Genomic DNA, 17,159 nt, shown 5'->3' with positions numbered 1-17,159 from the left:
TCACTCAATGAGCACTTTGGATGAAGAGCTGAAGCACCCGCTAAACAGCCGTATGTTTACCTGCCCTGCTCAAGGTAAATGGACCAGCTTTCAGTTAGTGGATGAATTTGGCGAAGGGCGACCTTATGCTGGACTGCCTTATAAAGTTATCGACACAGAAGGTCACGCATACACCGGCAAGCTCGACACCACGGGCACAGGCAAGGTAGAAAACCACTTTGCGGGTCCAATAGCCTTGATGCTCGAAGAGCAATATCAAGGACAAGAGCTCACCTATGTTCGCCGGATGCAAAGACCTCACTACCCACTCCCAATAACCGAGCTTCAAGTTCGCGCCGAGCAAACTCGTTACTTTCATAAAGACGGCTCACGGACCCAAAGCAACCCCGCGGTAGCCTGTGCAGACTTTTTCTGCCAAGTCGAAGTTCGTCATTTGGTTGACCATGTTGCGCATTTACCACCAGAGGTCGAGTGCCACTACCCACGCAAGCTGGGATGGGCAAAGCTGATGTGCGAGTATGGCGGGCGCGGTGTCTGTCTGCTTTCCAACAAGCACAATGTGCTGGAAGTACGCCCTTTACGGGCCCTGCGTCCGATGCTCTCCACAGACTCTCAGTTCTGTGCGCTGAATCTGTATCAGCTCGCCATTATGGCCACCTTAAGCTACAACCAATTTGGTCAGGCACCAGATAAGACGCCAATCAAAGACAAAAAAGTAAGTTTCCCGCAAAAACCAAGTGTGGGTAACTGGTTTGGTGACGCACTGGCCAAGTTTGATGAAATCTGGAAAGCCGACCCCGCGCAATCCAAGGCGTACTACCCGCTATACGAGGATGTACCGTACTCCAAGCGTCTCGAAGTCGTGCCGTTTGATCCTGACCTGTACCCAGCGAACAGCCCTGATTTAGAAGAAAAGCAGGAGCATCCGGCCAGTATTCATTTTCTTGATGATCGAAATCAAATTGATAACACCGACACCCAAGCGTTCATCACCCATAACGATGAGTTGGTCCTGATATCCGTACGCGGCACCAATGAGAAGTTTGCTGATGGTCTTCGGGACGCCGATGCGCTCCAAGTCCCCTTTGAGCAAGGCACAGGCAAGGATAAGGGTAAAGTTCATCGAGGATTTTATGAGGCTGCACTGAAAGTCTACGAACTCACAATCAATTATCTCGAGAAGTTCTACACTGGACAGAAGTTGATTATTTGCGGCCACAGTTTAGGCGGGGCAATCACCTTGCTGCTCTCGGAGATGCTGCGTCGTCGAGCTGACTACGATTACAACATCGTGCTGTACACGTACGGTGCCCCAAGAGCTGCTGACGCTACCTTTGTAAAAGGGGCTGCTGACTTAGTGCATTACCGCATGGTCAACCATAACGACCCAGTGCCGAGCGTGCCTGGAACATGGATGAACACCAAGACCTCGGTTTATGCGACAGGGGCAGCCTTAACCTTCGTAAACGTCCCTGCGGGGCTAGCAGTGTTCTCTTCGGGCATTACCAACCTGAGCGGTGAACCCTACGAGCACCACGGGAAGTTACGTCACTTCTTTCCGGTGGAGCTTGGAGGCAAAGAGAGATCTTCGATCCTCTGGGAGCCTGGTTGCGACACCATTACCCAGCAAGCCGCCTGCACGTTGGCCATCCAGCAAATCGATGGACTCCCTAACCGCCCCGGTTTGATTTCTCAAGCTATTCATGGTGGCAACCATTCAATGGTGGGGGGCTATATCCCCAGTTGCTGGGCCGCTCTTAAACGCGCGCAGGAATCGCTGAAGCTCAAGAGCTCGCTGGTCACCGACCGTGAATTCGATTTCGTAGATGATGCTCTGATACGCATTACCGACCAGTTGCGCAACAGACGCCCTGACTTGCAAGCCCGCCCCGAAAAATATCGCGAAAACCACGCACCGGAAGTTGATGCATTCAATCGAGAGGTCGATAAAGTGCGGGAGACACGCGACCGGTTAAAAACCTTGCGCAAAGAGAAGGTTGATGGTGTGAACGTCTACGGCTCGTTTTCACATCAGCCTGAGGCACTGGCAGACAATTTGCCTCGCTGGGAGGCGCACCCAGAAAACAGGATTGCGGAACAACTGGCCATGGCGCCGCCCGCAGTCGAAAGCGACCATGAGTTATTCGCGTCATTATTAGGTCGCCCAATCGGCGCTCCACACACGCTTGATATTGATTCAATCGTCTGAAACAAAGTGCCGTCCCATCCTCTGAAACATCTGCCCACAACTGCGCTCTGCCTGATTGAGGAAAGGAGCAGGCCATCAACCCTATGACGACCACTGCGAGCATTTTGGGTTACCGATAACACCGATCGGCTATCACTGAGTCAGACGCGCGACACCTATACTTGGTATGCGTACAAGCACTTTCCTCAGGAAGACATCAGCGAACTCGATGATCCACGGGTAGCGGGTCATCAGCTCTTCGTCATCGGTGACTCACATACTGCTGCCTACCGCACCATGCTGAATATCGTGTCACTGAAACTTGGCATTAAGGTGGTGGAGTACGAGCATGGAGGGTGTGGTGTCGTAACACTTATCGGCCCCGATCCAGCTAAGTGCACTAAGCATCGGGAAGCAGGACTAAGAAAAATTGAGGCGCAGGCAAAACCGGGAGATATCGTCTTCCTAGCCTCGCTTCGAATGCCCGAACTCGACGGACGAGATTGGCTACATGGCAGCTCTGCATTCAATGAAGCGCTGTCAGAGCTGACACCAGAGAAGAATGAGGCCGCGAGAGCCTCTGCCGAAGCCATTCTGGCGCGGCTAGAGGCCGCGCAAGTACATGTCCTAATTGATGCACCCAAGCCGCTATTCAAGGCGCCCGCCAATCGTTGCTCAGATTGGTTCAACAGGATGAACCCTATCTGCGCTGCAGGCCTCACGATTGAACGCTCCCAGCTCGAACGTCTGCGTGCCTCACAAATGGAACTATTGGATGAATTGAAACGTGAGCATCCTGCTCTGACTATTTGGGATCCTATGCCACTGCTCTGTGAATCGCCCCGGGTTTCGTAGACACCTCCATGCCTTAAACTGAGGCCAATCAGGAGGTGCCATGAGCAACCCACGTTATCCCGAAGAATTCAAAATCCAAGCGGTCAATCAAGTGACCGAAAAGAAGCTGCCTGTCGCTGATGTGGCGGCGCGTCTTGGCGTGTCGACGCATAGCCTCTATGCCTGGATAAAGCGCTACAGCAAACCTCAGGCAGAACGGCAGCAAGACGACGATCAGCACGCTGAACTGCGTCGTCTGCGAGCGGAACTCAAGCGGGTCACTGAAGAGCGAGACATCTTAAAAAAGGCCGCCGCGTACTTTGCCAAGGAGTGCGGCTGAAGTACGCCTTTATCAAGCAGCGCGCGGGCGACTATTCCATTCGACGGCTTTGCCTGACGCTGAAAGTCCATCCCAGTGGTTATTACGCTTGGTTGTCTGAGCCGCAATCTGCACGCGCTAAAGACGACCAGCGATTGCTGGGTTTGATCAAGCACTCGTGGCTGGAGAGCGGCGGAGTTTATGGCTATCGCAAAATCCATGACGACCTGCGCGAGGTCGGTGAAGCTTGTGGTCGGCATCGTGTGGCGAGGCTGATGCGTCTTGAAGGTCTGCGCTCTCAGACAGGGTATCGACGCCGTCCTGGCAAATACGGCGGTAAGCCAGCGGTCGCCTCACCCAATTTACTGAAGCGCCAGTTCGATGTCGTAGAACCTAACAAAATTTGGGTCACCGACATCACCTACATTCGTACGTATGAAGGTTGGTTGTATTTGGCGGTGGTGCTGGATCTGTTTTCTCGTCAGGTCATTGGCTGGTCAATGAAGGCGCAGATGACCAGTGATTTGGCCATTGATGCGTTATTGATGGCGGTTTGGAGGCGAAAACCGAAACAAGAGGTGATGGTTCATTCCGACCAGGGCAGCCAGTACAGCAGCTCCGATTGGCGCAGTTTTTTGAAGGCAAACAATTTGGTTGCCAGCATGAGCCGCCGAGGCAATTGTCATGACAACGCCGTGGCCGAGAGCTTTTTCCAGCTTCTGAAACGGGAACGGATCAAGCGAAAAATCTACACCACGCGGGAAGATGCTCGCAGTGATGTGTTTGATTACATCGAAATGTTCTACAACGCAAAACGCCGCCATGGTTTCAACAATCAGCTGTCACCGGTAGAGTTTGAAAAACGTTACGCAATGAGCTTGCAAGGTGTCTAGAGAATCCGGGGCGATTCAGAGTGATCCGCTTTGCAACCCCTCCTCGGTCAAAGCTTCGTCCAGCACTGCGATCCTTGTTCTCCGCACGCTGGGCATCATCAGTGCTCAGGAAGACGCCAACTACACCGAGAGCCTGCGCCGTGATTACGAGCGTCGGCAAGGGAGAGCTGCATGACCACCGCACCGGTTAAATCGCTGATCGACGAGCAGCTCGACGACGTTGAGTCCAAGCTGATCATGCTGGGCTTCGGCCTCCCCTTCAATGAAGTGATCGGCCAGCCGCGTGAGCGTGCCGTGGCCACCTTACCGAAGCGCCTGGCGGCGACCATGAAGGGCGGTCGAATTGCGGTGAGGGTTCGGCCGTGACCACCCACCAGCGCACCCGACGCCTACTCATCTGGCGCGGCTCCCTCCCAGTCCTCGCTCTCTTCACCTTCCTGATGTTGCTCAGCGCCCTCGCTGATCGAATCACTCAATAACCAACACCTTCAATCGCTGCGAGCATCGCGGCAAGGATTCCCCATGTCCGCAGTAATGAAGCAGGACGACAACACGCCTGCGATGTCGGAGGCCGCGCTCGTTGAAGTGCTGAGCAGCAGCCTCTACCCCGGCGCCGAAAAGAACTCTGTAGTGATGGTGTTAGCTTACTGCCAGGCCGCGCACCTGGACCCAATGTTGAAGCCGGTGCACATCGTCCCGATCTGGAACTCGAAGACGAGAAAGATGCAGGACACGGTGATGCCTGGCATCGGGCTGTACCGCATCCAGGCGGCGCGCACCGGCCAGTACGCCGGTATCAGCGAGCCTGAATATGGCCCTCCAGTAACGGCGAAGCTGAGCGGCGTCGAAGTCACGTATCCCGAATGGTGCCGCGTGACCGTCAAGCGGCAGATGAGCAACGGCCTGGTTGCCGAATACACGGCCAATGAACGCTGGCTTGAAAACTACGCGACATCGAGCAAGGACACCGCGGCGCCCAACGCCATGTGGAAGCGTCGAGCATTTGCCCAGCTCGCCAAATGCGCCGAGGCCCAGGCCCTGCGCAAAGCTTTTCCTGAAGTCGGATCAGCGCCAACGGCCGACGAGATGGAAGGCAAGGCGTTCGAGGAGCCGGCGCGCGATGTTAGCCCACGACAGCAAGCCCAGCCTGAACCGGAAGCGCTGCCCGCCTACTCCGACGAACTGCTGACCGAGAACATCGTGAAGTGGCAGCCACTTATCGACTCGAACCGAACCAGTCCTGAACACCTCATTGCGACCATCAGCAGCAAGTACACGCTGAGCCCGGCGCAGATTGAAAAAATCACCAACCTCAAAGCCCTCGATGGAGATTCAGCATGAAAATTCACAACGTAGCTCAAGGCTCCGCCGAGTGGCTTGCCCTTCGCGCCAAGTTCCGCACCGCCTCCGAAGCCCCGGCAATGATGGGCGCCTCGAAGTACCAAACCCGCACTGACCTGCTGGCAGCCAAAAAGACCGGCATCACGCCGGACGTCACGCCCTCTCAGCAGTTTATCTTCGACAAAGGCCACGCTACTGAAGCCCTGGCCCGCCCATTGACTGAAGCGTTGATCGGCGAAGAGCTGTATCCAATCGTTGCCACCGAGGGCAACCTGCTGGCCTCCATGGATGGCGCCACGATGCTCGGCGAGACACTGTTCGAGCACAAACTGTGGAATGAGTCAGTCGTGGCCCAGGTGAAAGCCGGTGACCTGGCTCCGCATTACTACTGGCAGCTTGAACAGCAACTGCTGGTGAGCGGCGCTGAGCGGGTCATCTTTGTTTGCTCGGACGGCACGCCGGAGAACTTCGTGCACATGGAATACCGGCCGGTGGCCGGGCGCGCTGCCCAGTTGATCGAGGGCTGGAAACAGTTCGAGGCAGACCTAGCCAACTTCGAAATGGCTGACGCTCCTTCAATCGTAGTCGGCAAGGCACCTGATGAGCTGCCAGCCCTGCGCATCGAGCTGACCGGCATGGTTACCGCCAGTAACCTGAAGGTGTTTGAAGATTCGGCCCTGGCTGTCATCGACTCGGTGAAAACCACTCTTTCCACGGACCAGGACTTCGCCGACGCGAAGAAGGCGGTCAAGTGGTGCGGTGATGTCGAAGAGGCGGTCGCGGCCGCCAAGAAGCAGGCCCTGTCGCAGACCCAAAGCATCGACGAACTGTTTTCGTCGTTGGATCGCATCAGTGCCCATGCCCGCGAGACGCGCCTGAAAGTCGACAAGCTGGTGAAGGCCCAAGAGCTGCTGGTGAAGACCAACATCAAGCAAAAAGCCGAACTGGCGCTGGCGGATCACATCGCCGCAATCAACAAGACGCTGGGCAAAGTCACGCTGCCTCATGTCGTTTCGGACTTCGCCGGCGCCATGAAGAACAAGCGCACCATCGCCAGCCTCCAGGACGCAGTAGATACCGAACTGGCCCGGGCGAAGATCGATGCAAGTCAGGCAGCGGACGGTATTCGCTTGAACCTGACCAGCCTGGCGGAGCTCGCCGTTGATTACGCCTTCCTGTTCAGCGACGTGCAGCAGCTGGTCACCAAAGCCAACGATGACCTGGTGACGCTGATCAAATTCCGAATCTCCGAACACCAGAAGGCGGAGAAGGAAAAGGCCGACGCGAAGCGCATCGCTGAAGAGCAAGAAGCCCAGCGCCTGGCTGCCATCAAGCCAGAGCCGGTCGTGGAGAAGGTGGCGTCGCCCGAGCCAGTTCGCGCAGCGGCACCCGTCGGCCACGCCACAAAGCCTGTGGCGAGCCACTCTGTCGAGCAGGTAGCGTTGCAGGCCAACGTGGCGGACTTCGAGGCCCTGGTCAAAGCGGTGGCATACGGTCAGGCACCGATCACCGTCCTCTTGGTCAACTGGGAAGCGCTCGACGCGATGGTCGCGGCGCAGGGATCAACCTTCAGCATGGCCGGGGTGACGCTGGCCAAGGCGGCAGCATGATCAGCAACCACCTCAGTTTGGTCGAGGCACTGCGCCCGGCCTCAGATGAACTGGCGGCCCAGGTCGCCCAGTTCCTGGCCAGCGGCGGCCAGATCGAAGAAGCGGCGCCCATCGGCTACAAGCCCAAACCAATCACCTACAGCAACCAGATGCCGCCGGCGCCGAAGCCGTTTGTTCGGCGGCGGGTTGAGTCGGCTCCCCTTCCAATGGCGCCGCTCGATATTCGTACCCAGAAACGCCTGGAGCTCGTTGAGCGAATTCGCGAGCTTGCCCCCACCCACGCAAAGGTGGATGTAGCGGAAGAGCTCGGGATTGACCGGCGCACGGTTTCCAACATCGGTCAGGAGTTCGGTATTACGTTCAAGGCTCCAACCCGGGGCGGCGCTCGAAACCTGGTGCCCAGGCGAGCGGATGAAGCCAGCGATGCGAAATACGCTGAGCGAATCCGGGCACTCCTGGAGCTTGGCCTAACCCGGCGCCAGTGCCTTGGAAGGCTGGCCATGGGATCGAAAGCCTTTGAGCGGATCATCGCGGCCCACAGCATCGACTACCCCAAGGCAAAACCGGGGCGAACTAAATGCGCCGCATAGCCCGCACCCAGCAACGAAAACGACAAACATGGCTAGCACTGCCGGCCAGCGGAATAGAAGAGGTAGGCCATGGCAGCAGTACCGCAGAAAGAACGCTCGGCCAAGTCTGCCAGGAAGCGTGTGGCGCTTGCCGAAGAGGAATTGAGGCTCAGGGTTCGCCCCGGCACCCGCCAGGCGCTGGCCGACCTAATGGAGTGGTCAGGCATTACTGAACAGGGCGAGGCGATGACGCTGATGATCCATCATCTGCATGCGCTGGGCGCCAAGTCCAAAGCCTTACTTGATCCGCCGCGCCACGAATTCACGATATCCGAAAACGTGGCGCGGGAGTTTCGCAATAAAAGCCTACTAGCCATTCAGCACGACCCGGGCGACGAGATCATCGAACCGTTATCGCTTTAATCGAACGCTCCGTTGAGCACCTCGTAAATTATGCCGGAGGCAATTGCTACCAGAATCAGATCAGTGCCCGCTTGTTGCCACTCGTAGCCGTCGTAATGGGGCAACCTGCCAACCAACCGACCATCCAGCTTCTTGGCGATGCCAGGAGGAAGAGGTTTTCCTCTCGCTAGGTTCTTTTGTATCCCAGGCGGCAGTGAAGGACCTGGGCGCCAATAGTCACGGTAGCCGCCGACCACGCCCAGTACACCGCCACGGTCAATGCTGGGCCCGCGATCCCAATCATCTCCGCTGGAGCCTTGCCCCTTTTTGCCCTGGTTACCATGGCCTTGCCCGCCTTGGGAGTTACCTTTCCCATTTCCTTGGCCTTTGCCGTTGCCAGGATCGGCCAAGGCCGTCACTGAGCCTACGGCCAAAGCAACACAGGTCACAGCGGCTACAAGCGAGCGAGATTTCAACATGACCGTCTTCTCCGAAAGGGAATACCCCTGGAAATATAGACGGTATTGTCGATTTTGGTTCCGCATAGCCCACCCTGCTCGCTGCATCCGGTCACGGAGGGCAACAGCTGTGTGAAATTGCCACTTTGGGATGTAGCTAGGCCTTTACTGCGCTCTTGATAATCCAGACACCAACAAGAACAAATACTGCTGATTTAGCCACGGCAAACAGAGAATCTCTTCCAGCAAATAACTCGAATGCCGAAAATAGTAGTGAGATCGTTCCTACTACCACCAAACCATAGCCAACAGGGCGCACGTACTTGGGGAACATCTATTCATCTCCATGATAAAACAGAAATTGTAAATTTCCCCACCCAGTAACGCTATCAATCATTCCGCCTCCATCCGATATCACGGTGGGCGGCGCCTGACTGGAGATAATCCATGAACAAGAACACGAAAATCCTGATTCCGGAAATCTCCGGCGAATGGACTGAGCGCCTCCGCTCAGGGAAAACCAATATCTGGAACGCTTGCAGCCACGACCGGCCACATCGCAACGGACTGCCAGAGGTTCGGCTTGATCCACCAGAAGTGGGGCTGTATGCCGAGCGCGTCGATGGGGCCTGGTATTGGGTCTCTGGTTGTGCCAAGTGCAACGGAAGCGGTGAGAAGTACAGCTACTCGGTGTGCGACAAACACAATGTTTGCCGCCTGTGCAGCACTCACCGCTCGAAGCTCACGGAAACACCGTGGGGCCATCCTGACGGCTTCACCTGCAAACCTTGCCAGGACGCAGAAGACGCCGTTGCGAAAGCCGAAGCGCTGGCCAAGGTAGCCGAGAGCGAATACGACGAGTGGGATTATCGCAGTCAGGACGAATGCAAATGCCCGCACTGCGCCACCGTGATCCACATTGAAAGCGAGGACTACGGCGACAAGAACATGGAGTGCGACACCTGCAACGGCCTGTTCGAGCTGACAACCGAGTACTTGGTGAGCTTCACCACCAAGGTGATTGGCGAGCGCATCACGGCCTGATGCGCTTCCATGCCCGTCACCCGTAATACCCCATATCAACGAACTGTGCCAGCCAGCTACGGAAGGCGACGCTTACCGGGGTAGCACGGTCAACCCTCCTCTAAGCAAGGCATTTTCAAAGCGAGGAGTCTGTCAGCCCTGACACCGAGCCGAGATAGGAGGTCTTGAGGAGTTTTTGCATCAAAGGAAAAGAACACCCAGTAACCAGATCCATCAGCCATACATTGATTATCAGTAATATAGAGCGCTACCTCGCTTTCAAGTATATCGAGAGCTACTGACAACTCTTGCTGAGTCAGCTTTCGAAAGTCACTCATCAAAACACTCCCAGCTCCGACGTAATGCCGGGCCCTCAACCAATAGCCCATATCAACGGATCACGCCAGCCGCGGACTATCGCGCCAGTGGCTCCGGGTACTCGTCGATCTGTCTTCTGTAGCTCGCAAGATCGATTATCTGTCGCAAGCAGATCAAGACTTCAAGCTTCTGCTTGTCGTCGGGAATGCCTATCCGATTCAGCATCGCGCGCGCGTCCTCTTCGATTGCCGCGAGTGCGTCGATATCGCTTTGCAGCCTCATATCGGTCTCCGTCCTGGATGAGATGAGTCAATACCAATAGCCAACAAATCTAAATCAAGCCAACCGGTCAGGCAGGCACACGCCCGGAGGTAACGCTTGGGCCACCGAGATCTCTACAGCGTCAAGCTGATACCCATCCAAGGCCCTCATAAATCGGAAGTAATAGAAGCTCGCTTCTGCGTCTGACTTTGTCTGAAAGGCTTCCGCTTGATCGGCAGTGGCACAACGATATCGAATGCCATCGCGATCGATAGCTTCACCATAAAATCTGTCGCCGCCGGGACTCGTAAGCATAACTACCCAGGCCATATCAGTACCTCTTACAGGGCCGAATGCCTGAATGCCCTAAGACACCAATACTCCCTATCAACGAATCACGCCACCGGTAAGGATCCCCTATGCATACAGCAATTGATTTGTTTTCCGGCTTCGGCGGGTGGACCCGCGCGGGAAAGACGCCGGACTCAACGTCCTATGGGCAGCCAACCACTGGCCCGCCGCCGTGGAGTGGCACACTAGGAACAACCCGTACACTCAGCACGTCTGCCAGGACTTACACCAGGCTGATTGGTCGCAAGTACCAAAGCATGACGTGATGCTGGCCTCTCCATGCTGCCAGGGCCACACCAAGGCGCGCGGTAAGGCGTCAGGCAACCCACAGCACGACAATTCACGCTCGACGGCCTGGGCCCCGGTGGCGAATGCAGAGGTCAACAGGCCCGACTTCGCCATCATCGAGAACGTCCCGGAGTTCATGGACTGGATCCTATACCCGGCCTGGGCAGATGCGATGCAGCGCCTGGGTTACTCGCTGGCACCGCACATCGTGGACTGTGCAGACCTCGGCGTGCCTCAGCACCGGGTGCGGCTGTTCATGGTCTGCTCACGCAGCAAGGCACCGCTAAACCTGCAGCTACAACAACACCAGCACGTGCCGGCCAGCGAGATTATCGACTTCACCGCCGGCAAGTGGTCGCCAATCATCAAACCAGGCCGTGCCGAATCGACGCTGACGCGCGTGAAAAATGGACGGGAACGGTTCGGGGAGCGGTTCGTGATGCCCTACTACGGTTCCGGGTCTGGGCTCACCGGCCGCAGCCTAGACCGCCCGATCGGCACCATCACTACCCTGGATCGATGGGCCGTGGTCGACGGTGACCGGATGCGCATGATCACCGCCGATGAGGCCATGGCCGCGCAATCCTTCCCGAAAGACACACAGCGACCGGACAACCATCGGCTGACTATGCACATGACCGGCAATGCGGTGCCGCCGCTGGCCGGCCAACGGATCATCGAGGCGTTGATGGCTGCGGCCTGACTCACGCAAACCAGGCCTCCCACGGTAAGGCAGTGAGCCAGCCAATCGCGTAGTGAATGTTCTTCATCATTTGCTCTACCAGCACCTGGAGAAGCAAGTCTTCAAAGAATCGAATAATCACCATAGAGATCCTCGTTAAGCGGACCGGTAAAACTCGCCGGTACTTGTAAGCCTATCTCTGATCTCAAAAACGCAAGTCGCCTGCCGCATTTAGTTGGTTTCGACCTTCGGTCGCCCCTCATTCCACCGCCCGGGCATGGCCCGGCAAGGACTCCCCATGCCTACAGAAAAAAAACCGATTGATCCCTTCGGTCCCAACGGCCGCACCTTTCACATTCATCTGAGCGTGCGCGGGGCAATTCGCGATTTCAGCAAGCGCCAGCTCAAAGGCATTTTCCGCGTTGACGGACGCAAATGCACCGCCGACGAGGCTAAGGAAAATCTGCTCGAAGCGCTGGCCCAGGGTAAAGAGGTGCTTCCATTCGGGCCGCCGTGTGAAGGCTTCGATTTCACAGGCGGCGGCTGCCCTGGTCATGACAAGGAGGTCGCATGAAGCGCATCTACCTCAACGGCCCCATGACCGGCCTGCCCGGCCTCAACTTCGCCGCCTTCCACGCCATGACCACCAACCTGCGCGCCGGCGGCCACACCGTCACCAACCCCGCCGAACTCAACCCCGAGGGCGGCAGCTGGAACGGTTGCATGCGCCGCGACATCGCCGCCCTGATGGACTGCGACACCGTGGCTACCCTGCCCGGCTGGGAGCATTCAAAAGGCGCGCGCCTGGAAGTCCTTATCGCCGAACGCCTCAGCATGACGGTTGTGAATGCCCATGATCTGGTAGCGAACGCTAGTGAATCGGCGGCACCGACTCATCCAGCGGGCGTTCAGGAGAGTTAAGAAAAGAGTTCCATGCCTCAAAGGCGTCGTGATGGCGCAGCGTGGCGGCGTCCCAGTCAAGCCCCGAAACTTCCTTCGCAGAAACCATCATCATCATTTTGCTGGTGGCTGCGTCGAGCTCGATAAGCAGTTGTTGAGACTTAAACCTGAAGTCGTCGATTCTGCTCATTTGTCTGAACCTGCGGCGGGCCTCACCGGATATTCCGGGTGTTGTACCGACCATTGCAGGTGACAACGCTACACCTGGGGAATTCCATGCAACTGGATGCTACGGCAACTGGCTATCTACCCATCGCTCAGCGGCAGCCATTGCGGCATCCAATGCAGATGGAAAATCAGGCCAAGGGCCGGAAAGCTCAGCGGCAACTTCGCCCAAGCCGTCGATTGGAGCGGGCTCGATGATCTTGGCCGCGACCGGGGCGTTGTCGTTCGGGCGTCGCCAGTCGAACTTGAGAAACATTACGTGGCCCCGGTAGGCATGCGCTATCGGGGCATCAAGGTTGTGGGACACGTCCATGCCTCATCACGAACTGGTTTTAGCCTTTTTTACACCACTTCTGAAACAGTAGAAATCTAGGCAAAACGCCATTACTCCATACCCCTATATGCCTGCCGGTGAGCGGCGGGCGAGGTATTCCTATGTCTGACATGCAGCAAATCATCAATGCGATGACCGCGCCGCCCGAGCCAGCCATTGAGGTATTGACCCTCGATCGGAAGGTTGTCGAGGATGCACTGACCGAGCTGGAAGAGAAGGAGCCGCTGCGCCCCATCGTGAACTGTTTGCGCCGGGCGCTTGCGGAACCAGCCATAGCCCTTTGGGCGATGCACAGCGTTGGTCCTGGAGAAGTCCATGCATGCCTCAGCAAAGACGACGCAGAGCATCAGACCCAGGCCGTGCGGGACGCGTGTGCTGATGCTGCAAAGCGCAATAACTGGGACATGGGCCCGATCACCATCGACGTGGTTCCTTCACCCTGGGAGCCGGCGCAGCACTTTGAAGAGTGCGCGATTGAATGGAAGGCCGAAGCAGATCGGCTGCGGGCGCTGGCAATCAAGCTGACAGCCGAGACAGAGGATCTTCGCAAAGCCTTGGGTGGGATGCTGTTCGCATTCGATGACGGCGTAGGTCGCGACTGGTCTGCGGACCTACTGGACTACGCCAGAAAACTCAGCCCAGCCGCCGAATTCAAAATCTAACCCACCTTCTGCCGCCCAGCGCGGCAAGGACACCACATGTACGCAATCAAACTCACCCTGATCCTGTTTGGCGCTTTGCTGTACCTGATCGGCAGCGGAGGCTGGTTCTTTTGGATCGGCCCATGCCTTCTGGAGGACGGCGAAACGGCCGACATCCTCTACGCCTTCGCCGGCACCTGCGCCTGGCTGCTGATCACCTTCGGTTTCATCATCCACATCATCAAGACAGCGCGGCCCACTAAGGGCGCAAGGAGCGATCCATGAGCGGAGTTCATTTCCTATCGCATGAAGAGGTTTGCGAGCTGACCGGCGCTCGGACTAAGGCTGGCCAGATCCTGAACCTCAAAAGGAACGGCATCAGGCACACCATTAAAATGAACGGGTGGCCGAGCGTGACCGCCATGGCAGTAACTGCCGTCGGCATGTCCGAGCCAGAAAAACTCGTATGGAAACCACGCAAGGCAAGCTGAAATGGGAAGAAGACCAAGTAAGCCGGGCTCCATCGCCCGGCTGAGAGAGCGCAAGAAAGCCAGTGGCCGAGTTTTTTACTATTACGACACCGGCGGAAAGGACCGCAAGGAAATACCCCTGGGCAGTGACTACGGCTTGGCCATCATGGCGTATGCGAAACTGGAGCGTGATCGCACTTCAACCGAACTGGTTGCCAGGGTGATCACCTTTCGGTACGTGGCAGAAAAGTACCTGGTTGAAATTGTGCCCACCAAGGGCGCAGCGACTCAGCTCGACAACCAGCGCGAACTGAAAAACTTAATGGCGTTCTTCGATGATCCGCCCGCACCTCTTGAGACGATCGAGCCCCTTCATGTTCGCCAGTATCTGACCTGGCGAAAGTCAGCGCCGGTAAGAGCCAATCGAGAGAAGGCCCTGCTCAGCGCGATATGGAACTACGCCAGGGACAAGGGCTATACATCACTGGCGAACCCATGCGCCGGAATCAAAGGCAACAAGGAGACTGGACGGGACACCTACGTTGAGGACGAGCTGTTCAAGCGAGTTCACGACAAGGCTGACGCCGGGTTGCGCGATGCCATGGACCTCGCCTACCTGACTGGTCAACGAGTCACGGACACACGGCTGATGGACGAAAGAGACTTAAGGGATGGGCAGATCTGGGTCCTTCAGGGGAAAACAAAGGCAAAACGTCGAATCGAGGTCACTGGCGAACTGAAGGTTTTGATTGATCGAATAATGTCCCGAAAGTCAGGGCATATGGTCCGCTCGACGCGGCTGATCGTTGCGGAGGATGGCACACCGATGACGGTGGCAATGTTGCGTAGGAGATTTGATATAGCGAGGAAAGCTGCTGGGGTGGCTAAGCCTGAGTTTCAAATGCGGGATCTGCGCGCCAAAGCCGGTACAGACAAGGCCGAGTCCAGCGGCGACATCATGCAGGCCAAGGATCAACTTGGGCATACCACCGTCGTGATGACTGAGCAGTACATCCGCAACCGGAAAGGCAAGAAAGTCTCACCAACGAAGTGAATTGCGGACCAGTTATTTTATTGCGGACCGGAAACAAACAAGGGCTTGCATCAGCTTTCGCCCGCAAACCCTTGATTCTAGATGGTGCCCGAAGCCGGAATCGAACCGGCACGCCCTTACGAGCGGGGGATTTTAAGTCCCATGCGTCTACCAGTTTCGCCATTCGGGCGGTAGCGCTATACAGCGAGCCAAGCAGCTTGAAAAGCCCTTGAGCGTTGCAGCAGGCTAGGGAATATATAGATCCAGCCCCCTCGATGCAAGGTCGAGCGCGGGCTTTTTCAAACAAACAAGCTGCGCCCCGGCAAACAAAAAAGCTCGCCAGATCAGTGATCTACAGGTTTCGGTCGCGGTCGTGGGCAATAGCAGCGCCGGCCGCTTCGGCCCCCACCGCACGCGTCACCAGGCGCATCAGGAAAAATAAGTCATTACCGCAATGACCACTGAAACCCAAACCAGGGTCATCAAAAACGACAGCGCAGCCAACGTTTTGCCCATTTGCCTACTCGCCCCGATGCAAACCGCTTCAGTGAATCAACTCTTTTGCCTTCTCCAGGCACTCCGTGGCGCTGTCCAGTGCTTCGGCCGCTTTGGCTGAATCGGCGTTGCCATTTTCCGCCCGGTTGCCGGTGATGACAAACAACACGTCGACACCAACCTTGGCAATGGCCGCCAGGTAATCTGCCCGTGGAAAACGCACGCCGTTTTCATAACGCCCCTGGGCATTGGTCTCAATGCCTCCGACCTTGCCCAGCGCCGCTTGAGAATAGCCAAGCCTGGCACGTTCTGCCTTTAACCTCGCCCCAATGCTCATGAAAAAATCTCCTTAGTGGGATGGTGAATACGATACTCCGCACAAAAGGTTAGTTCCTTGACCGAACTGAACCGCTATTTATTGCCTGATCCCCGAAATCCAGCACCCCCTGTTCTCCGGCACCTGCGACGTTAGGGAGCATCTGATACGCTTTTTTCTTGTGCATCTGACCCTGTATCGAAACCCGTCCTGCCCTGACAATACACCCACTCCCGACACGCCCGTGGAGCCCGACAGGAACCGTCCTGCCGGCCCGTTCATTTCGGAGGCCTTATGGCTAAGATGGCATTTTTCCTGTTCGGTTTTCTTGCGCTGACCATCGCGATTGGTCTGCTCGCCACCATCTCACCGGTCTAGCATCCACACCCAACCGCCTGCGTTCAGAGGTAGTTTCAGCCTGCAAAAAACATCGGATACAACGACAGCACCAACAATCCCGCCATCGACCAGTTGAACAGCCGCAACCAACGCGGCTCGCGCAACACATTGCGCAAGCCGCTGCCACAGCCGGCCCACACACAAACGCTGGGCAGGTTCACCAAGGCAAACACCGCAGCAATCAACAGCACGTTGGTGACATAACCGTCGGCAGGCGTATAGGTGGTGATCGCGCCCAACGCCATGACCCAGGCCTTGGGATTCACCCACTGAAACGCCGCAGCGCCGAGAAAGGTCATGGGTTTGCGCTTGTCATCGGTGTCATCGGACATCGCGCTGGAGGTTGCAATCTTCCACGCCAGGTACAGCAAATACGCCGCCCCCACATAGCGCAATACGGTGTAGGCCCACGGCAACGCCTTGAACACTTCACCCAGGCCCAAACCCACGGCGATCACCAACAACATGAAGCCAATGCTGATGCCCAATGCATGGGGAATCGAGCGGACAAAACCGAAGTTCACCCCGGACGCCAGCAACATGGTGTTATTCGGGCCAGGGGTGATCGAGGAGACAAAGGCGAACAGCGCAAAGGCTGACAACAGGCTTGAAGACATAAGCATGGCGCGACATCCGAACGAGTACTGTGGCCGTGACAGTAGAACGTTGCGCCAGCCTGCGCCCCGTACAGCTACAGGGAGATACAGGCATACACTTCGTCAGGCCTGCCAACAGCCGCCTTCCAACCCAACTGCCATTGGTTTGCCTTCATTGATCGGTATACTTGTGCACCTATCTGCACCCTGTGC

The 17,159-nt window shown here is 56.8% G+C and carries 22 protein-coding genes, 1 tRNA gene and 2 pseudogenes; 16 read left to right on the top strand and 9 right to left on the bottom strand.

Annotated elements, in window-relative coordinates; genetic code table 11:
• Nucleotides 1-7: 7 nt before the first annotated feature.
• From ACA046_RS14510 to ACA046_RS14475, 8 genes are all read left to right on the top strand, one after another.
• Nucleotides 8-2,209 carry a lipase family protein gene (locus tag ACA046_RS14510; protein ID WP_497676832.1) on the top strand — a complete coding sequence of 734 codons (2,202 nt, stop codon included), beginning with the start codon at nucleotides 8-10 and terminating at the stop codon, nucleotides 2,207-2,209.
• Between the two features lie 93 nt (nucleotides 2,210-2,302).
• Nucleotides 2,303-3,043, top strand: a complete 741-nt coding sequence (locus ACA046_RS14505; RefSeq protein WP_497677086.1) for an SGNH hydrolase domain-containing protein — start codon at nucleotides 2,303-2,305, stop codon at nucleotides 3,041-3,043.
• Nucleotides 3,044-3,083: 40 nt separating this feature from the next.
• Nucleotides 3,084-4,234 (top strand): IS3 family transposase gene (locus ACA046_RS14500; RefSeq protein WP_497674569.1). Its coding sequence is split into 2 segments (ribosomal slippage): nucleotides 3,084-3,318 and nucleotides 3,318-4,234, totalling 1,152 coding nucleotides; the frame shifts between segments, so codons are not numbered across the junction.
• 171 nt (nucleotides 4,235-4,405) lie between these two features.
• The gene (locus tag ACA046_RS14495) at nucleotides 4,406-4,600 is read left to right on the top strand and encodes a hypothetical protein (protein WP_124378401.1); all 195 of its coding nucleotides are present in this window, start codon (nucleotides 4,406-4,408) and stop codon (nucleotides 4,598-4,600) included.
• A gap of 168 nt (nucleotides 4,601-4,768) precedes the next feature.
• Nucleotides 4,769-5,575, top strand: coding sequence for a phage recombination protein Bet (gene bet / locus ACA046_RS14490; RefSeq protein ID WP_497677085.1), 807 nt, complete (start codon nucleotides 4,769-4,771; stop codon nucleotides 5,573-5,575).
• Nucleotides 5,572-7,185: a YqaJ viral recombinase family protein gene (locus ACA046_RS14485; RefSeq protein WP_497676831.1), complete on the top strand. Its 1,614-nt coding sequence runs from the start codon at nucleotides 5,572-5,574 to the stop codon at nucleotides 7,183-7,185. Before bet ends, ACA046_RS14485 begins: the two co-directional genes overlap by 4 nt.
• Entirely contained in the window at nucleotides 7,182-7,775 is a 594-nt protein-coding gene (locus ACA046_RS14480) for a hypothetical protein (protein WP_497676830.1), read from the top strand. The genes ACA046_RS14485 and ACA046_RS14480 overlap by 4 nt, the downstream gene beginning before the upstream one ends.
• Nucleotides 7,776-7,844: 69 nt before the next feature.
• Nucleotides 7,845-8,177, top strand: coding sequence for a hypothetical protein (locus tag ACA046_RS14475; protein WP_497676829.1), 333 nt, complete (start codon nucleotides 7,845-7,847; stop codon nucleotides 8,175-8,177).
• Here the strand turns inward: ACA046_RS14475 and ACA046_RS14470 are convergent.
• Nucleotides 8,174-8,635, bottom strand: a complete 462-nt coding sequence (locus ACA046_RS14470; RefSeq protein ID WP_497676828.1) for an anti-virulence regulator CigR family protein — start codon at nucleotides 8,633-8,635, stop codon at nucleotides 8,174-8,176. The genes ACA046_RS14475 and ACA046_RS14470 overlap by 4 nt on opposite strands.
• Before the next feature lie 136 nt (nucleotides 8,636-8,771).
• Nucleotides 8,772-8,948: a hypothetical protein gene (locus tag ACA046_RS14465; protein ID WP_422500104.1), complete on the bottom strand. Its 177-nt coding sequence runs from the start codon at nucleotides 8,946-8,948 to the stop codon at nucleotides 8,772-8,774.
• Between the two features lie 113 nt (nucleotides 8,949-9,061).
• Here ACA046_RS14465 and ACA046_RS14460 point away from each other — a divergent pair, with 113 nt between their 5' ends.
• Nucleotides 9,062-9,658 carry a hypothetical protein gene (locus ACA046_RS14460; protein ID WP_497676827.1) on the top strand — a complete coding sequence of 199 codons (597 nt, stop codon included), beginning with the start codon at nucleotides 9,062-9,064 and terminating at the stop codon, nucleotides 9,656-9,658.
• Nucleotides 9,659-10,051: 393 nt separating this feature from the next.
• On the opposite strand, the gene ACA046_RS14455 is transcribed toward ACA046_RS14460, so the two are convergent.
• The gene (locus tag ACA046_RS14455) at nucleotides 10,052-10,237 is read right to left on the bottom strand and encodes a hypothetical protein (protein WP_497676826.1); all 186 of its coding nucleotides are present in this window, start codon (nucleotides 10,235-10,237) and stop codon (nucleotides 10,052-10,054) included.
• A gap of 398 nt (nucleotides 10,238-10,635) precedes the next feature.
• Here ACA046_RS14455 and ACA046_RS14450 point away from each other — a divergent pair.
• Nucleotides 10,636-11,558: pseudogene (locus tag ACA046_RS14450) on the top strand (DNA cytosine methyltransferase).
• 1 nt (nucleotide 11,559) lies between these two features.
• On the opposite strand, the gene ACA046_RS14445 reads toward ACA046_RS14450, so the two are convergent.
• Complete coding sequence (locus ACA046_RS14445; protein ID WP_497676825.1) at nucleotides 11,560-11,682, bottom strand: hypothetical protein; 123 nt, start codon at nucleotides 11,680-11,682, stop codon at nucleotides 11,560-11,562.
• Nucleotides 11,683-11,835: 153 nt separating this feature from the next.
• Here ACA046_RS14445 and ACA046_RS14440 point away from each other — a divergent pair, with 153 nt between their 5' ends.
• The gene (locus tag ACA046_RS14440; protein ID WP_497676824.1) at nucleotides 11,836-12,111 is read left to right on the top strand and encodes a hypothetical protein; all 276 of its coding nucleotides are present in this window, start codon (nucleotides 11,836-11,838) and stop codon (nucleotides 12,109-12,111) included.
• Entirely contained in the window at nucleotides 12,108-12,458 is a 351-nt protein-coding gene (locus ACA046_RS14435) for a DUF4406 domain-containing protein (protein ID WP_497676823.1), read from the top strand. Before ACA046_RS14440 ends, ACA046_RS14435 begins: the two co-directional genes overlap by 4 nt.
• Here the strand turns inward: ACA046_RS14435 and ACA046_RS14430 are convergent.
• Together ACA046_RS14430 and ACA046_RS14425 are read right to left on the bottom strand one after the other, a co-directional pair.
• On the bottom strand, nucleotides 12,409-12,627 hold the full coding sequence (locus ACA046_RS14430; RefSeq protein WP_497676822.1) for a hypothetical protein: 219 nt from the start codon (nucleotides 12,625-12,627) through the stop codon (nucleotides 12,409-12,411). The two genes, ACA046_RS14435 and ACA046_RS14430, sit on opposite strands and share 50 nt — an antisense overlap.
• 99 nt (nucleotides 12,628-12,726) lie before the next feature.
• The gene (locus ACA046_RS14425) at nucleotides 12,727-12,918 is read right to left on the bottom strand and encodes a hypothetical protein (RefSeq protein ID WP_497676821.1); all 192 of its coding nucleotides are present in this window, start codon (nucleotides 12,916-12,918) and stop codon (nucleotides 12,727-12,729) included.
• Between the two features lie 179 nt (nucleotides 12,919-13,097).
• On the opposite strand from ACA046_RS14425, the gene ACA046_RS14420 reads away from it, so the two are divergent.
• From ACA046_RS14420 to ACA046_RS14405, 4 genes are read left to right on the top strand one after another with little or no spacing between them, the layout of a single operon-like run.
• The gene (locus tag ACA046_RS14420; RefSeq protein ID WP_497676820.1) at nucleotides 13,098-13,658 is read left to right on the top strand and encodes a hypothetical protein; all 561 of its coding nucleotides are present in this window, start codon (nucleotides 13,098-13,100) and stop codon (nucleotides 13,656-13,658) included.
• Nucleotides 13,659-13,694: 36 nt separating this feature from the next.
• The gene (locus ACA046_RS14415; RefSeq protein ID WP_497676819.1) at nucleotides 13,695-13,922 is read left to right on the top strand and encodes a hypothetical protein; all 228 of its coding nucleotides are present in this window, start codon (nucleotides 13,695-13,697) and stop codon (nucleotides 13,920-13,922) included.
• Nucleotides 13,919-14,128 (top strand): DUF4224 domain-containing protein, encoded by a 210-nt coding sequence (locus ACA046_RS14410; protein WP_497676818.1) that lies wholly within the window; start codon nucleotides 13,919-13,921, stop codon nucleotides 14,126-14,128. Before ACA046_RS14415 ends, ACA046_RS14410 begins: the two co-directional genes overlap by 4 nt.
• A 1-nt stretch (nucleotide 14,129) precedes the next feature.
• Complete coding sequence (locus ACA046_RS14405; protein ID WP_497676817.1) at nucleotides 14,130-15,161, top strand: tyrosine-type recombinase/integrase; 1,032 nt, start codon at nucleotides 14,130-14,132, stop codon at nucleotides 15,159-15,161.
• 82 nt (nucleotides 15,162-15,243) lie between these two features.
• Here the strand turns inward: ACA046_RS14405 and ACA046_RS14400 are convergent.
• The 3 genes and pseudogenes from ACA046_RS14400 to ACA046_RS14390 all read right to left on the bottom strand — a co-directional run bounded on the left by ACA046_RS14400 (nucleotide 15,244) and on the right by ACA046_RS14390 (nucleotide 16,973).
• A tRNA-Leu gene (locus ACA046_RS14400) sits at nucleotides 15,244-15,330 on the bottom strand.
• 447 nt (nucleotides 15,331-15,777) lie between these two features.
• A pseudogene (locus tag ACA046_RS14395) lies at nucleotides 15,778-15,972 on the bottom strand (helix-turn-helix domain-containing protein); the annotation flags it as partial.
• A gap of 392 nt (nucleotides 15,973-16,364) precedes the next feature.
• A complete protein-coding gene (locus tag ACA046_RS14390; RefSeq protein ID WP_076013962.1) occupies nucleotides 16,365-16,973 on the bottom strand; it encodes a LysE family translocator in 609 nt (202 codons plus the stop codon).
• Nucleotides 16,974-17,159 lie beyond the last annotated feature (186 nt).

Source organism: Pseudomonas sp. LBUM1641, assembly GCF_059716235.1.
The sequence above is the reverse complement of the archived record's forward strand: the minus strand, read 5'-3'. Positions and strand labels throughout refer to the sequence as shown.

Bases quoted from the DNA above. Each gene is read 5' to 3' on its own strand.
- ACA046_RS14410 (WP_497676818.1), top strand. From the start codon at position 13,919: ATGAGCGGAGTTCATTTCCTATCGCATGAAGAGGTTTGCGAGCTGACC.
- ACA046_RS14475 (WP_497676829.1), top strand. From the start codon at position 7,845: ATGGCAGCAGTACCGCAGAAAGAACGCTCGGCCAAGTCTGCCAGGAAG.
- bet (WP_497677085.1), top strand. From the start codon at position 4,769: ATGAAGCAGGACGACAACACGCCTGCGATGTCGGAGGCCGCGCTCGTT.
- ACA046_RS14460 (WP_497676827.1), top strand. From the start codon at position 9,062: ATGAACAAGAACACGAAAATCCTGATTCCGGAAATCTCCGGCGAATGG.
- ACA046_RS14445 (WP_497676825.1), bottom strand. From the start codon at position 11,682: ATGGTGATTATTCGATTCTTTGAAGACTTGCTTCTCCAGGTGCTGGTA.
- ACA046_RS14390 (WP_076013962.1), bottom strand. From the start codon at position 16,973: ATGCTTATGTCTTCAAGCCTGTTGTCAGCCTTTGCGCTGTTCGCCTTT.
- ACA046_RS14430 (WP_497676822.1), bottom strand. From the start codon at position 12,627: ATGAGCAGAATCGACGACTTCAGGTTTAAGTCTCAACAACTGCTTATC.
- ACA046_RS14405 (WP_497676817.1), top strand. From the start codon at position 14,130: ATGGGAAGAAGACCAAGTAAGCCGGGCTCCATCGCCCGGCTGAGAGAG.
- ACA046_RS14465 (WP_422500104.1), bottom strand. From the start codon at position 8,948: ATGTTCCCCAAGTACGTGCGCCCTGTTGGCTATGGTTTGGTGGTAGTA.
- ACA046_RS14455 (WP_497676826.1), bottom strand. From the start codon at position 10,237: ATGAGGCTGCAAAGCGATATCGACGCACTCGCGGCAATCGAAGAGGAC.
- ACA046_RS14495 (WP_124378401.1), top strand. From the start codon at position 4,406: ATGACCACCGCACCGGTTAAATCGCTGATCGACGAGCAGCTCGACGAC.
- ACA046_RS14510 (WP_497676832.1), top strand. From the start codon at position 8: ATGAGCACTTTGGATGAAGAGCTGAAGCACCCGCTAAACAGCCGTATG.
- ACA046_RS14415 (WP_497676819.1), top strand. From the start codon at position 13,695: ATGTACGCAATCAAACTCACCCTGATCCTGTTTGGCGCTTTGCTGTAC.
- ACA046_RS14470 (WP_497676828.1), bottom strand. From the start codon at position 8,635: ATGTTGAAATCTCGCTCGCTTGTAGCCGCTGTGACCTGTGTTGCTTTG.
- ACA046_RS14485 (WP_497676831.1), top strand. From the start codon at position 5,572: ATGAAAATTCACAACGTAGCTCAAGGCTCCGCCGAGTGGCTTGCCCTT.
- ACA046_RS14420 (WP_497676820.1), top strand. From the start codon at position 13,098: ATGTCTGACATGCAGCAAATCATCAATGCGATGACCGCGCCGCCCGAG.
- ACA046_RS14435 (WP_497676823.1), top strand. From the start codon at position 12,108: ATGAAGCGCATCTACCTCAACGGCCCCATGACCGGCCTGCCCGGCCTC.
- ACA046_RS14480 (WP_497676830.1), top strand. From the start codon at position 7,182: ATGATCAGCAACCACCTCAGTTTGGTCGAGGCACTGCGCCCGGCCTCA.
- ACA046_RS14440 (WP_497676824.1), top strand. From the start codon at position 11,836: ATGCCTACAGAAAAAAAACCGATTGATCCCTTCGGTCCCAACGGCCGC.
- ACA046_RS14425 (WP_497676821.1), bottom strand. From the start codon at position 12,918: ATGTTTCTCAAGTTCGACTGGCGACGCCCGAACGACAACGCCCCGGTC.